This is a genomic window from Thermosporothrix sp. COM3 (genome assembly GCF_059696735.1).
In genome coordinates this window covers 5,978,761-5,992,927 of the sequence record NZ_AP019376.1, presented here as the reverse complement: position 1 = coordinate 5,992,927, position 14,167 = coordinate 5,978,761, and the positions used below count along the sequence as shown (strand labels likewise).

Annotated in this window: 11 protein-coding genes; 9 read left to right on the top strand and 2 right to left on the bottom strand. The window is 53.8% G+C overall.

The features are described from left to right. Positions 1-301: 301 nt before the first annotated feature. The 4 genes from tgt (at position 302) to KTH_RS25700 (ending at position 4,165) form a co-directional block, all read left to right on the top strand. The gene (gene tgt, locus KTH_RS25715) at positions 302-1,495 is read left to right on the top strand and encodes a tRNA guanosine(34) transglycosylase Tgt (protein ID WP_497621716.1); all 1,194 of its coding nucleotides are present in this window, start codon (positions 302-304) and stop codon (positions 1,493-1,495) included. 51 nt (positions 1,496-1,546) lie between these two features. Next, positions 1,547-2,383 carry a lipoate--protein ligase family protein gene (locus KTH_RS25710; protein ID WP_111326549.1) on the top strand — a complete coding sequence of 279 codons (837 nt, stop codon included), beginning with the start codon at positions 1,547-1,549 and terminating at the stop codon, positions 2,381-2,383. 273 nt (positions 2,384-2,656) lie between these two features. Next, positions 2,657-3,352: a GlcG/HbpS family heme-binding protein gene (locus tag KTH_RS25705; RefSeq protein WP_497621714.1), complete on the top strand. Its 696-nt coding sequence runs from the start codon at positions 2,657-2,659 to the stop codon at positions 3,350-3,352. Positions 3,353-3,400: 48 nt separating this feature from the next. Further along, positions 3,401-4,165: a hypothetical protein gene (locus KTH_RS25700; RefSeq protein ID WP_111326553.1), complete on the top strand. Its 765-nt coding sequence runs from the start codon at positions 3,401-3,403 to the stop codon at positions 4,163-4,165. A 63-nt stretch (positions 4,166-4,228) separates the two neighbouring features. Here the strand turns inward: KTH_RS25700 and KTH_RS25695 are convergent, their stop codons facing one another. Continuing rightward, entirely contained in the window at positions 4,229-6,694 is a 2,466-nt protein-coding gene (locus KTH_RS25695; RefSeq protein ID WP_497621712.1) for a beta-mannosidase, read from the bottom strand. A 504-nt stretch (positions 6,695-7,198) separates the two neighbouring features. Between KTH_RS25695 and aroF the strand changes: the two genes are divergently transcribed. From aroF to KTH_RS25675, 4 genes are all read left to right on the top strand, one after another. Beyond that, on the top strand, positions 7,199-8,269 hold the full coding sequence (gene aroF, locus KTH_RS25690) for a 3-deoxy-7-phosphoheptulonate synthase (RefSeq protein WP_497623281.1): 1,071 nt from the start codon (positions 7,199-7,201) through the stop codon (positions 8,267-8,269). Positions 8,270-8,572: 303 nt separating this feature from the next. Beyond that, on the top strand, positions 8,573-9,145 hold the full coding sequence (locus tag KTH_RS25685; RefSeq protein WP_111326559.1) for an ANTAR domain-containing response regulator: 573 nt from the start codon (positions 8,573-8,575) through the stop codon (positions 9,143-9,145). 70 nt (positions 9,146-9,215) lie between these two features. Then, positions 9,216-10,172 carry a PSP1 domain-containing protein gene (locus KTH_RS25680; protein WP_111326561.1) on the top strand — a complete coding sequence of 319 codons (957 nt, stop codon included), beginning with the start codon at positions 9,216-9,218 and terminating at the stop codon, positions 10,170-10,172. Positions 10,173-10,210: 38 nt separating this feature from the next. Beyond that, the gene (locus KTH_RS25675) at positions 10,211-11,647 is read left to right on the top strand and encodes an SPFH domain-containing protein (protein WP_497621709.1); all 1,437 of its coding nucleotides are present in this window, start codon (positions 10,211-10,213) and stop codon (positions 11,645-11,647) included. A gap of 248 nt (positions 11,648-11,895) precedes the next feature. On the opposite strand, the gene KTH_RS25670 is transcribed toward KTH_RS25675, so the two are convergent. Further along, positions 11,896-12,420, bottom strand: coding sequence for a hypothetical protein (locus tag KTH_RS25670; RefSeq protein ID WP_111326565.1), 525 nt, complete (start codon positions 12,418-12,420; stop codon positions 11,896-11,898). A gap of 211 nt (positions 12,421-12,631) precedes the next feature. Between KTH_RS25670 and mazG the strand changes: the two genes are divergently transcribed. Beyond that, positions 12,632-14,167, top strand: coding sequence for a nucleoside triphosphate pyrophosphohydrolase (gene mazG / locus KTH_RS25665; RefSeq protein WP_497621706.1), 1,536 nt, complete (start codon positions 12,632-12,634; stop codon positions 14,165-14,167).

Below are 14,167 nucleotides of genomic sequence, written 5' to 3'. Positions count from 1 at the left end.
TACTCTGGGCGACACCGTTGCGAGACCGCGATGGATACCGAAAAACAGCATACATCATCTTTTCACGTTTTGCAAGTAGTTTTACGGTTAAATGTACCATATGGTCAGTATTTTTATGTATATTTTATACTCGACATTATCCAGCATTACTGGTGCACGCGGCTCATCTCGCATCAAAGCATGTGTTTGTTTCTCGGGCAGGGCTAAAGATTCGCCAATGCTTGACGTTTATGAGACAATAAGGAGAAGGTTAGCGATACCTTTTCTTCTGACAAACCCTTTTTCAGTAGAAGATAGATTGATGTCAACAGTGTTTGAGTTTACAATAGACGCGGAGTGTTCTGAGAGCTGGGCTCGCGCGGGAACGCTTCGCACACCTCATGGAACCATTCGAACTCCTATCTTTATGCCCGTCGGTACTCAGGCAACGGTGAAGAGTGTCTCACCGGAAGAGCTCAAAGCCGTCGGCGCTCAGATCATCCTTTCAAATACGTATCATCTGATGCTCCGCCCCGGCTCGCAGCTAATTGACACCTTCGGTGGTCTCCATTCCTTTATGCACTGGGATGGACCCATTTTGACCGATAGTGGCGGCTTTCAGGTATGGAGTCTGGGACACTTGCGCAAGCTCAATGAGGATGGGGTGACCTTTAAATCCCATCTGGATGGCTCCTATCACACCCTGACGCCCGAGCGCGTGATGCAGATCGAGGCAGAGATAGGCGCTGATATTATTTTGCCACTGGATATTTGTGCACCCTATCCCTGTCCGCCACAGGAAGCCCGCAAAGCAATGGAACAGACGCATCGGTGGGAGGAACGAGCCCTGATCGAAAAAGAGCGCCAGCGCCCGGAACAGGCCCTGTTTGGCATCGTACAGGGGGCCTTTGAGCCAGAGCTGCGCAGTGAAAGCGCTCGTATTATCGGCAGCATGCCCTTTACCGGGTTCTCGATTGGTGGGCTTTCAGTTGGCGAGCCAAAGGCCACGATGTGGGAGATGCTGCGCTATGTCACGCCCGAACTGCCACGCGAGAAGCCGCGTCACTTGCTTGGTGTTGGCTCTCCCGAAGATCTGGTGATGGGTGTCGGGCTCGGGATGGACATGTTTGACTGCGTGCTCCCGACGCGCGTCGCCCGCCACGGGGGTCTCTTTACGCGTTCTGGACGCATCAGCATCAAAGCCGCACGCTATCGGACCGCCTCCGGTCCAATAGAGGAGGGATGCGACTGTTACACCTGCCGCAATTATAGCGCGGCCTACGTCCATCACCTGCTGCGTGCGGAAGAGCAGTTGTACTATCGTCTGGGAACCATTCATAATCTACGTTTTATGCTTCGTCTGGCCGCTGAACTGCGCGAAGCGATTATCGCCGGAAACTACATCGCCTATCGTGATGAGTTCCTGGAACGCTACAAACCCGCCTCAGAAGCAGTTCGTGAACAGCAGCGAGAAAAGTGGAAAGCAGCCGCCCGGGCCCGTCAGGCACAGGGCTAAAACCTGATACCACTTTTGCCCTCTCGGCCATGCGAAAGGATAGAAAGTCATATGCAATCAGCATACCGTTTTATTGATACCGGCACGCATGATGCCATGTTGAACATGGCACTTGATGAAGCCATTCTTCTGCACCATATCGAGGGAAAAGTCCCGCCTACGCTGCGCGTCTTTCGGTGGGATCGCCCCTCTATTTCGCTCGGGCGTTTCCAGAGCATCGAACGCGAGATTTTACAGCACGTTTGCGAGCAGCGAGGCGTTGCGCTGGTCCGCCGCCCGACAGGTGGTCGCGCCGTCTATCACCGCGACGAATTTACCTATAGCATCGTGATCGGAAAGCGTGAAGGTGTACCTTCCGGTGTCGTTGCCGCCTATGCCTATCTCTCTCAGGGATTGCTGGCAGCATTGGAGCGGCTTGGCATCCATGCCGAGATCAGTGACGAGCGCGTCCGAAAAAATCCCTCTGCCGCGTGCTTTGCCTCGTCGACGCAGGCGGATCTGACCAGCGGAGGCTTTAAGCTTGTGGGCAGCGCTCAAGTCTGGAAAGACGAATCACTGCTTCAACAGGGCTCACTGCCACTCGATGACCGGGCATCAGAATTCTTTGAGTTGCTTCGCTTCCCCGATGAAGATGCACGCGCCGAGGCGCTGGCTGTCTATCGAACCAAAACAACGCCGCTCCACACCTTTGCACCAGAGGCTACATGGGAACAAGTGGCAGAAGCGTTCTGTATTGGCTTCGGGAAAGCATTACAGGTACCTTTTGAGCCAGGAGATGTAACCGCCTCAGAATGGGAACTGGCACACCAGCTTGTTGAAGAGAAGTACAGCAAGCTCGTCTGGCGTAAGGAGAAGGTTACATTGCTCGGACGCGATACATCAAAATAGCATCTTTAGCCTAAATATACCTCATTGCATGGCATCCTCAGGTGCGGTACAATGAAGCCACACACTTGCACACTTTCTGTGACGCGTCCGGCGGTCAGAAAGGGCAAGGGAGGGAAAGAGAACAGAATCTGTTTTTCGCTTCGTTTACTGCACCTGAAAACCAGTATCCGGGGAGCTGCCCTTTTTCTTACTTTCTTCTTTCGAGCCAGACAAAAAAGAGCTTGAAGAAGCATTATCTTATGTAAAATAAGAAATTTTAAGGAGTTCTAGGCTGTGAGCATTACAATCGACTTGGCCCGCAGAATCATGGAAGCCTGCAAACAACGCGCGCGCGAATTGCGTAGCCCCGTCAGTATCGCGATTGTTGATGCTGGTGGACATCTGGTTCTTTTCGAGCGCATGATGAGCCCCTATGGTTGGGCAACCGGAAATATCAGTATTGCCAAAGCCACAACAGCAGTCATGTTTAACCAGTCGACCCATTCGGTCGCCCAGTGGGCAGCACATATTCCTGGCTTCGCTTCCAGCCTGGCCCAGATGACCGATGGCAATTTCATTCTGGCGGATGGCGGATGGCCCATTCGTGTCAATGGCGCAACCATTGGTGGCATCGGCGTCAGTGGAGGCAATGCCCCGGGCCGTGATGATGATATAGCTCAGGCCGGTCTTGCTGCGCTGGAAGCTGCGCAGCCACCAGTTCCCCAGGTCCCACAGCCCCCACAGCAACAACAACAACAACAATATCAGATGCCTCCGGCATACGCGAATCTTCAAGGTCAGGGGCCTGCCGCGTCGATCTACGCTCCCCCTCCGGCCTATACAGCACCACATGCAGGTTATCCGCATGCGGCTGAGCCAATGCGAAGAGAGCAACCGCCTGTTGAGCAACCGCCACGTGAGCAATACCACGAAGAACAACCGAAAGTACAGGTTTCGCAGGAAAAAAACGAAAGCGAGAACCCACAATAAGCGGAGAGCATACGCTCGAACCGCGAAATGTTCAGGAGAACTAGAACTATGACCCAGGAGTACAAAGTCAGTACCAGACGAAGAAAAGCAAAGCGCCAGCGCGCAGTGATCGTGACTTCGCCTGAGGGCGTGCTTCATTCCGTAGAACCAACACCGGAGGAGAGCACATCAGCAGCCGAGGAGAGTCATGCTGTCGCCGTCCAGACGCTTGAGGCTGATACTGTTGAGGAGTCTCCGGCCCCATCACGTCGCCGCCTCCCCGGCTTCTTCTCAAAGGTCGGAAAAAGTCAGGAGACGCAGCCGGAGGAGATAGCGCGGGCGCGCCTGGCCCGTGCATCACGTAATAAGGCTCAGAAGCACGAGGGGAAGGACACCAAAGAAGAGGAGACAAAGGCGGAGAAGCCGAAAAGCCCATCTAAACCAGCTCCGCTCTTTAAAACTCGCTGGATCCTGGGCCTGCTCATTTATATGCTTGTTGCCAACGTGTTAAGCTACGGCGTCATCACCCTTACCAATGCGCTTGGATGGGAACGCATTCTACTCGAACATCTTTTCGGCCTACCGCTGCGTATCACAACATCAAGCCTGATCTTTATTATCGCTCTTATCGTTCTGCTTGTTGTTCTGGTCAAGTTCGATCTGTTGCCACGCTTCAACACAACATCGAATACAAACCGTGGGAAAAAGCCCTCTTCTAGCAAAGAGAGCTCGACCCCGCGTGTACAGCCAACCATCAAACAGGGAGAAAAGGGCGCTGACGACGATCTCTATATACAGTATCGCCTGCAACAGCGCAAAGAAAAACGCCGCTAAACAGACAGTCAAAGGATGTCCCGCTGCAAGATCACAGGGGACATCCTTTTTTCTACCTGCAAATTAGAGCTTACGCACGGTAATCTCGGTCTCGTCCAGGCCCTCCGCGACGAGCACCTGAGGATCACCCGGGAAGACATCAAGCATATTATCGCTCCACTTGACGCCATCATTTGCGGTAAGGTAGACACCTTTAGCCGGCCGCTGCGCCTGCACACGCACGGTCTGCTCATCCAGGCGTTCCACCGTGACCCCGGGATCGGGCAACGTCAGATACTTGAAGGGCTCCGGCCAGAGCGACGCGCGCGCCAGCACCTCACCCTGCACGAGTAACCGCACAGCGATCACACAGCTCCCGTTCAGCTCTTGCTCGCTTTCCATCAACTCGGTTGCCTGATTCGGGAGCAACGTCACCGGGCGCTTCTCCTCGGTTACAAGGGTACCATCCAGCTTCCAGACTCGCACCTCAAGTTCAGCATGCTGCTCTGTGCGCAGGCTACTGACCCCCCAGATCGCGACTCGCTTCTGTCCGGCATGAGCGATCCCGAGCGCGAACGGAGCAAGCTCACGGCGAATGGTATAGTAAGACGGTTTGGGCCGGAGCGCATAGTCAACCAGTGCCCAACTCGTTACCGGCCAGCAGTCGTTTAACTGCCACACAAGCGCACCCGCAGTCTCTTCACGCCCTTCACCTCTCCAGAGCCGCCGCCAGCTCCGAATAGCGCCCCCGATAGCCTCCGACTGCACGAACTGGGACGCATAGATATAATCTTCCAGTGTGTTTCCGGGAATGCGCAGATTCTGCTGAATATAGCCCGCGATGCGCTCCGGACCATAGAGCCCCTTGTTGTGAAAATCAAGCGTACGGCTCTGCGGATACAGCTCCTCTTTCTCCGCAACCGAAGCCAGCGTGCGCACATCTGGAAATGCCTGCATCCCAAACTCACTGACGAAGCGACCGGCATACTGCGGGTAATTCTGATAGGGCTCCAGCGTCTGCCAGATGCCCCAGGCATGTTTATCACCCTGTGTGGGGTCATCGGGATTGGCTCCGGCATATGGGCTACCGGGCCAGTATGGACGCGTTGGGTCCAGTTTCGCGCACAGCTCAGGGAACATCCGCTCATAGAGCACCCGGGCAGGAAACTCGGTCTGTGTAAAGTCACCCTGGAAAGCAGGATCATATTTCCCTTCAGAGGCCGCGAGCTGGTAATCCTCATTATTTCCGGCCCAGATCACAATAGAGGGATGATGACGCAGACGGCGCAGGTTCTCATCGACCTCCTTGCGCACGCTCTCCTGGAACCACTCCGAGGCCGGATAGAGCGCACAGGCAAACATCAGATCCTGCCAGACCAGCAGTCCCATTTCGTCGCAGAGGTCATAGAACACATCCTCCTCGTAAATACCACCACCCCAGACGCGAAGCATATTCATGTTCGCATCGACAGCCAGTTGCAGCCAGCGACGATAGCGCTCCGGCGTCACCCGTGGCAGGAACGAATCAGCCGGAATCCAGTTCGCACCCCCGCAGAAGATGGGCACATTGTTGATCTGAAAGAAGAAGCTGGTGCCAGGCTTCTCGGCCAGAGGACGCTGAATTAATTCCAGACGCCGCAGACCAAGCCGCTGCGAGCGCTCATCATAGACGACATCACCCTTGCACAGTGTTGCCACCACACGATAGAGAGGCTGTTCACCGTAGCCATGCGGCCACCAGAGTTGCGGGTTTTCCAGCGTAAACGTATGTTGCAGTTCGGCCTCTTCGGTCACAGGAAGCGTTGCGGTTGTGACCTGTGAGCCGTCGGGCGCTTCCACCACAAGATGCAGTTCAGCATCAGTCAGCGCGGCGGCAGACTGTATCTGGACGCTCACCGGTACGGTTGCGCTCCGCAGATCGGCCGCCACGTTTGCTGGACAATGCAGCTCGGCGATACGAGCGTCATAGGCTTCCAACCGCACCGGACGCCAGGGACCAGACGTCATAAAGACCGGGCCCCAATCCCAACCATAGTGATACTGCGCCTTGCGTACATACACCCGGCTGGAATCTCCATTCCAGAGCGAGCGCACGCCCTCTTGTGCCTCACGCTCTTTGCCGTGCGGCATAGCAGCTTCAAAGAGAATATGCAATGTGTTGCGTCCAGGGCGTAACAGCTTTGTTACAGGCACACGATGCGAGAGGAACATGTTCTCACAGCCGATAATCCTGGTGCCATTGAACCAGACCGTAGCAAAGGTATCCAGTCCATCAAAACAGAGCTCCACCACCTGCGCCTGACGCAGTTCGTCAGGGATCTCAAATTCACAGCGATACAGCCAATCGCAGTCACCAATCCACTGCAATTGCTCTTCATTCGTGCCGGCGAAGGGGTCAGGGATCTGGCCCTGCTGCAAGAGATCCAGATGAACCACGCCCGGCACGCTTGCGGAGAGCCACCCATCCAGGCTGGTAAAATCATCAATCAACGAGAGCGAAGCATTTCTTTGTTTGAGCTGCCACCCCTCGGAAAGTCGTACTTGCTTCATCAGTGAATATCCACCCACAATCTTTACAAAAGTGAACGCTCTGACACGTTTTCTCTGCTTGCAAAAAAGCAGTCAACCCCTCTCCATGTTCCCTCTCACCCGCGCGAGCGCTTCCCTTCCATTATCTTAAAGATCGTGCAATGAGGCAAGCAAGAAAAAAAAAGAAATACCCCTCAACTGGCTATTCCCCCCCTTTAGGCTTGACATTCCTTGCATTACCCCCTTATAATTGCTACAGAATCACAAAAAGGTATCGGCGAATACGCCGAAGAAGCAAGATTAGAGAAGAAAGCATAAAACGGTAAGAACGATGCTCAGCCAGAACCAGAGAAACGACAACACACAGTTTTACTTTTATTACTGGTTTAGCCCTCCAGCATGATGGTGGGCTCTTTGAGCTGAGCACAAAAAACGCTATCATGCTGGAAGCAGAGGAAAAAAAACCTCTGCTTTTTTGTTTACCTGAAATTGTCGTACCAAAGATACAAAGAGAGGATGCGAACCATGATCATCACCATCAACAGCCAGGCCAGCAGTCAGGATCGCGCACAATTGATGTCGTTGTTGAATCGATTAGCAGATAGTATGTTACCTGCTGTCTGTACCAGTATGGGCAGTCGTGACGTCCTTGTGATCGAGAACAAAGCGATTGACCCCGAAGCGCAGCAGATCCTCCTCCAACATCCCGCCGTTGAAAAGCTTACCCCCGTCAAAACTCCTTACCAGTTAGTGAGCCGAACATTCCAGCAAGAGACCAGTAGCATCACCATTGGCAACTCACGTTCCAGCACGCCGGTTACAGTCGGTGGTACAACATCTGTACCGGTCATCATGGCGGGACCGTGCTCGGTTGAAAATCGTGAACAGATCCTGCGGATCGCTCGCGAAGTGAAGGAGGCTGGCGGTCAGGTCTTGCGTGGCGGAGCTTTCAAACCGCGCACCTCTCCATACCAGTTCCAGGGTCTGGGTGTAGAGGGGCTGCGCCTGCTAGCAGAGGCACGCGAAGAGACAGGACTTCCCGTTATCACTGAAGTCATGGACATCGCAATGCTCGACACGGTTGCAGAATACACCGATGTGCTTCAGATCGGCGCGCGCAATATGCAGAACTATGCCCTGCTTCAGGCGGTCGGTCGCCACAGCAAAAAGCTCCCGGTGCTCCTGAAGCGTGGTCTTTCTGCGACCATTGAGGAATGGTTACTCGCAGCCGAATACATCGTTGCTTCAGGCAACCCGAACGTGATGCTGTGTGAGCGTGGCATTCGGAGCTACGACACCCAGACGCGCAATGTCCTTGATCTCACCTGCGTTCCTCTCCTGCAAGAACTTACACATCTGCCTGTGATTATCGATCCAAGCCATGCAACGGGCAAGCGCGAACTAGTCCCCGCGATGTCTCGTGCGAGTATCGCCGCTGGCGCTCATGGCCTGATTATTGAGACGCACTATGATCCAGCAAAGGCCATTTCCGATGCGCGTCAAACTATCAGCACCGAACAGTTGCGCCAGATCTCACGTGAAGCCCGCGAACTTGCTCATATCCTGAGAGGAGATGCCGTTCTCGACGTTGCCTGATCTGTCCCTGACTGACAGCGCTGGAATCATAGCCGAGTCTGGATGCAGCCTGTTCCGGAAAACGAGGTTCGTAGCGTCCTCTTGAGTTATCCGGTGCTCGCTTTCTAATGGAAGAGCTAAAACTGAGATGTGCAGCGCAGGATACAACGCTCACGAGCCTATTTTTAAGAGACAAGCTGTTTGCCTATCGACTCATTCGAACAGGTTATGATATACTCTATTACTAATAGAGAGGGGATTCATAACTGTTATCTATCTAATGAGTCTCGGTGGATGATACCAAGGCTGTAACGAGGTGACCTTATGCCAATTAGAATTATTATCGCTGACGACGAAGCTATTCAGCGCATGGACCTGAAAGATGTGCTGACCAAGCAGAATTATCTGGTAGTCGGCGAGGCCGGTGACGGTCAGAGTGCTGTCAATCTGGCACGTGAACTACGACCAGATCTGGTTATTATGGATATTCGCATGCCTGATATGGATGGCATTGCCGCCGCCGAAATTCTCACACAAGAGAAAATTGCACCGGTGCTGCTGCTCACGGCCTTTGGCGATCAACCCCTTGTTGACCGCGCCAAAGAAGCAGGCGTCGTGAACTATATTGTCAAGCCATTGCGTGAGAGCGAGGTTGCTCCTGCGATTGAAATTGCCCTTGCTCGCTACAACGAGTTCCGGGCAATGGAAGAGAAAGCACGAAGTTTGAGCGAGACCCTGGAAACCCGCAAGATTGTTGAACGCGCCAAAGGGCTGCTGATGGAGAAACAGGGACTTACTGAACAGGAAGCTTTCCGCAAAATCCAGAAGGCCAGCATGAACAATCGCAAATCAATGCGCGAAGTGGCAGAAGCAATTCTTCTCACAAACGATATGTAAGAGCGAGGAGAGGGATGCAGCAACGCGGCTGCATCCTTTCTTAGCCTAGAAGCTAGGTAAAGAGTGGCCGATGAATCTGGCGACGAATACAGGGATTGAGACACATAATTACGTTGTTGTTGTTGGCATTCGCTTTCGACCGGCAGGCCGAATCTACTACTTTGATCCGCAGGGACAGACTTTCAACAATGGACAATATGTGATTGTCGAAACTGTGCGCGGCATCGAAGCGGCACGCGTGGTAATCGCCTCAAAGAAGATCCCTGAGAGCGACCTGACCGAGCCTCTCAAGCCGGTACAACGTCTGGCAACCGAAGATGAGCTCCGCATGATGCTTTCTTTTAAGAGCAAAGAAAAGGAAGCAATGGTACGCTGTGCCGAACGCATCGCTCAACATCGCCTGCCCATGAAGCTGGTCGAAGCCGAGTACACCTTCGATGGCAGCCGCCTGACCTTCTACTTCACCGCTGATGAACGCGTTGACTTCCGCGGCCTTGTTCGTGACCTCGCCGCAACCTTCCGCACCCGCATTGAACTCAGACAGATCGGCGCTCGCGATCAGGCCAAGCTTCAAGGCGGTATTGGCCCCTGCGGCAAAACGCTCTGCTGTAGCTCCTGGATCACCGACTTTGGTATCGTCTCCATCAAGATGGCAAAAGAACAAGGACTTCCCCTCAATCCAACGAAAATCTCCGGTGTCTGTGGCCGCCTGATGTGCTGCCTTGCCTACGAAAACGACAACTATATTCAGGCCAAGCAACAGATGCCCCAAATCGGCACCATGCTCGATACTCCAAGCGGCCCCGGCAAGGTCGTTTCGGTCAATGTGCCAAAAAATTCGGTTGAAGTCATGCTGGAAAGCGGCGTGACCATTCAAGTTCCCGTAGATGAACAGTCCTCTTCTCAGAAAAGCTGTGCTTGCGGAAAATCAAGCTGTACCTGTGGCGGCGGCGGGTGTTGCAGTGCAAAAGGAGGAGGCGGAGGTTGCGGTACATGTGGTATAAAAAAGAAGATGCAGAAAGCTTGAGTCCCTGGCAATGAGACATGAGGAAGGTGTGAGTTCCTATGCCTACAGACGGGAAAGGCCCGGGCCAGCCGTGGTCCCGGGACGATCAGCATTATGAGCAAGAGTTCCTTGAGGAGGAAATACCTCACTCCCAGGACTTTACCACAGATGATGGAGAGGAATACAATGGATATGAAGAAGAGGGTGAGCCGGTAGAACCTGCCTCCACCTCTCTTCGGTCTACCCTGACCTATTACGGGAGCCTGATCGGACTTCCCCTCCTCTTTGGTGGCCTCACCGCTCTCTTCGTTTTACCTGCTATCGCCAATCGCACGGCCTGGTTTCCGGCAAGCGCTTTCTGGCCGATTGCCATTCTCCTGATTATCCTGGCGCTGGTCCAGGGAACTATCATCTACTATCTGGGAACCCAGAACGGCCTCTGGATGCTTGTCAGCCTGGTCGGCCTGTTTGTCTTTGCCTTCGTGGGCTGCTTTACGCTCTATGGGCCAATTATCGGCATCGTGGCCCTTGTGCTGATGCTGGCCATCTGTGTCCTGCTGGCTCGCCGAACCTTTCACCAGATCCCGGATGGTTATGTTGCAGTCGTGTATGTCTCAGGGAAATATCACCACACGCTCTATCCTGGACTCCATTTTGTGCCTCCCTGGGAAAAAATCACGCACGAGCTCAGCACCGGCGAAAAGCAGTGGATCAGCCCTGTACAGCGGGTCCAGGTCTCACGCGATGAGGATCTGATTCTCCGGGCGACCATTTCCTATCAGCTTCTCCCTGAAGATGCCTATCTAGCCGTGACGCAGGTCTCCAACTGGGAGCATAGCCTGCGAGAGCTCTTTGTTGTCGAGCTTCAGCAGATAGGCACCACCTTTAGCCCTGAGGACTTCATTGTTTGGCCGGAAGGGCTGACAGGCGAGCCCGTCTTGAATCCGCAGGTCGATGACTTCACCTCTAATGCCCGTTGGGAGCGCGTCAATGCTTATCTCTATCAGCGTATGGTCGAGCGAGTCGCTCTGTGGGGGGTACAGATCAACTGGATTACAATTCGAGATGTGTCTATCGTACCGCGTGGCCTCTATGTCGTCGATAGCGATCCAATTGAGGGAGCAACACCAGTGGACCCAGAAGCAGCCAGAGAGACAACCCTTGAACAAGCGGCAGTGCTTCCACAGTCTGCCACCTCACCCTCAGTGCAACAGCTCAAGGAGGGAGTCCTGATCAAGGCGTATCGACTGATCCAGGACGAGAAGATCACCGATCCCCACACCATTCGTTCCATCGCTGAGAAGTTTGACTTTATTGCACATACTCCTGAGCTTGAACAAACGATGAGCTTTGATCCAGCTAGAGCCGCGCACAACCTATATGAGCAGGCGCGCCGTAACGAAGAGCGACAGCGAATGAAACAATATGGCTCCGAGACACAGGCCAACTGGATCATACGCAATCCAACCGATGAGAATATGATGGCTGGCGGGTGAGGAGGCCAAAATCAACGAATCGTGGCATAATACAAGGGAGGGAAAAAAGAGCCTTCTTCTTTTCCCTCCCTTCATCGGTCCGGAATGCATCATGAAATACGGAAAAGGCGTTGTTCGGTAAGCACGCTGCCCGACAACACCGCTATAATGCTTCAAGGCACAACAAGGAAAAAGTAAAAAATTGGAGCTTATCGGTACAAGGCTCCCGTTCATCTGTTCTTTTCAAGGACGTTGCTTGAACAGTAATACTATGCCTGCCGTGCAGTTGCCGCCATTTCCTGACGCGCTTCCAGTTCATCGTATGCGCGGATGCGAACCAGTTCTGCATCATTCAGAACATGGCCGTTGCTCGGATCAAAAACGACGTTATCCCGTGCGCAGTAGTACAGGCTGTTCCAGCGCTCCATAGCCTTATCCCAGGCCGGGAAACGCAGGGCTGCTTCGTTATCGCCCTTCACCACACGCTGGAAGGCGATATAAGAAAGCACCAATGCAAGCACGGTAACGGCGAGCGTGAGACCCACCAGTATAACAGCGATGGTCGGGTCAAGATGCGCTTCCATACCTCCAAGCAAGACGATAATCAGGAACACACAGATAGCAACGAGCACCACGCTAATAGCGATGGGTTTGAACATCGGCACATTACGCGTTGGCATGTCGGGAGGCGCACAACGAGTAACACCAGAATCGTATGCTGCCTGCATCGTCTTAACTTTATCTGCCTGGTTGCACTCAGGACAGGTTGGTTTTTGGCTTTGTGCGGACGCCATACGTATTAGTCCCTCCTTAGGGCTACCCGTAAAAGAGCGGGCAACACTCATGATATTCTTTCATTACAAAGCATAACACGTCGCTAAGGTTGTGACAATGCCAATTCACGAGGCTGAGTCCATTTGACATACTGCTACGCAGCCTAATACACTCAAGAACAAGAAAAATTAAAACGTGCTTTCTACGAAGGAGAGTTTTCAAGCCAAGCTTATGAATACACCGATGCTGACTATCCTGGGCTTAGGCCCGGGTTCCATATATGATCTTACTGTTCAGGCGCACACCCTGCTCACACAAGCCGCCGAACAGCAGCAGATCGTCTACTTCCGAACCACCTTGCACCCTGCCGCTGCAGCCCTCAAGCAAGAGCTCCCGGAGCTGCAAATCAGGTCTTTTGACCACCTCTACGATGAGTCAGACGCCTGGGATACACTCTATGAGCGCATCGCTTCCGAGGTCTGCCAGCTTGCGGCACAACAACCCATTATCTACGCAGTGCCCGGTCATCCACTGATCGGAGAGTCCTCGGTACAACTGCTCGTACAGCAGGCCCGCGAACGCGGAATCACCACCCGGATCGTCGCCGGCCTCTCTCTGCTTGAGCCGGTCTGTGAACTCCTTTCACTTGATCCCTATGACCGCGGTCTTCAGATTCTAGAAGCTACACGTCTCGCCGCTCTGGAAAGTAACGAGATTGCGGGCGCTCTCATTCCAACCGCCCCTCTGCTGATCCCGCAGATCTACAACCGCCGCCTTGCCAGTGATATCAAGCTAGTTCTGGGCGAGCTCTACCCGGATGAGTGGCCGGTCCGCCTGGTTCGCCTCGCGGGACTCAGTGCAAACGAGGAGCCGGTCCTTGAAATCCCGCTCTATGAGCTGGACCGTACCAACGTTACCAATCACCTCTGTACGCTCTATGTCCCGCCCGTCGATGAGCTTACCTCGCTCCGCCTGCCCGAAACCCTGCGCTATATTACCATGCGCCTGCGTCGTGATCCAGACGGCTGCCCCTGGGACCGCGAGCAAACACACCAGAGCCTGACTCGCTATGTCATCGAAGAAACGTATGAAGTGGTAGAGGCGCTGGAAGAAAATGACATGGAAAAGTTGGCCGAAGAGCTTGGTGACCTGCTTCTACAGGTCTATCTCCACGCCGAAATAGCACGGCAGGAAGGCGACTTCTCGCTTGGCGATGTCTATGAACAGATCAACGCGAAGATGATCCGTCGTCATCCCCACGTCTTCGGCACTGCCGAGGCCGAGACAGCCGGGCAGGTCGCTCTGAACTGGGAAGAGATCAAAAAAGAGGAGAAGCGTCAGGCGGGCATTCAGCCTGAAGAAACAGGGCTCCTTGATGGTGTTCCGCAGGGCATGCCCGCGACTATGATCGCTCAGAAATACCAGAAACGGGCCATGCGCGCTGGTTTCCGCTATGATCAAGTGGACGAGATCATCACCAAGCTAGGAACAGAGCTTGAGGAGTTCCGCCAGGCCAACACAGCAGAAGAGCGGCTTGATGAGCTCGGTGATATCCTCTTTGTCGTTGTCTTGCTCGCAAGCTGGTTCAAACTGGATGCAGAGGAGGCCCTGCGCCACGCAAACCGAAAATTCAAACAGCGTTTTCAGAGCATGGAACGCCTCGCACGCGAGGAGGGACGCGACTTCTCTTCCTATACCTCCGCCGAGTGGCTGGAACGCTGGCAACGCGCCAAAACAGATGAAACCCACAAAAGTGACCTTGTGTGA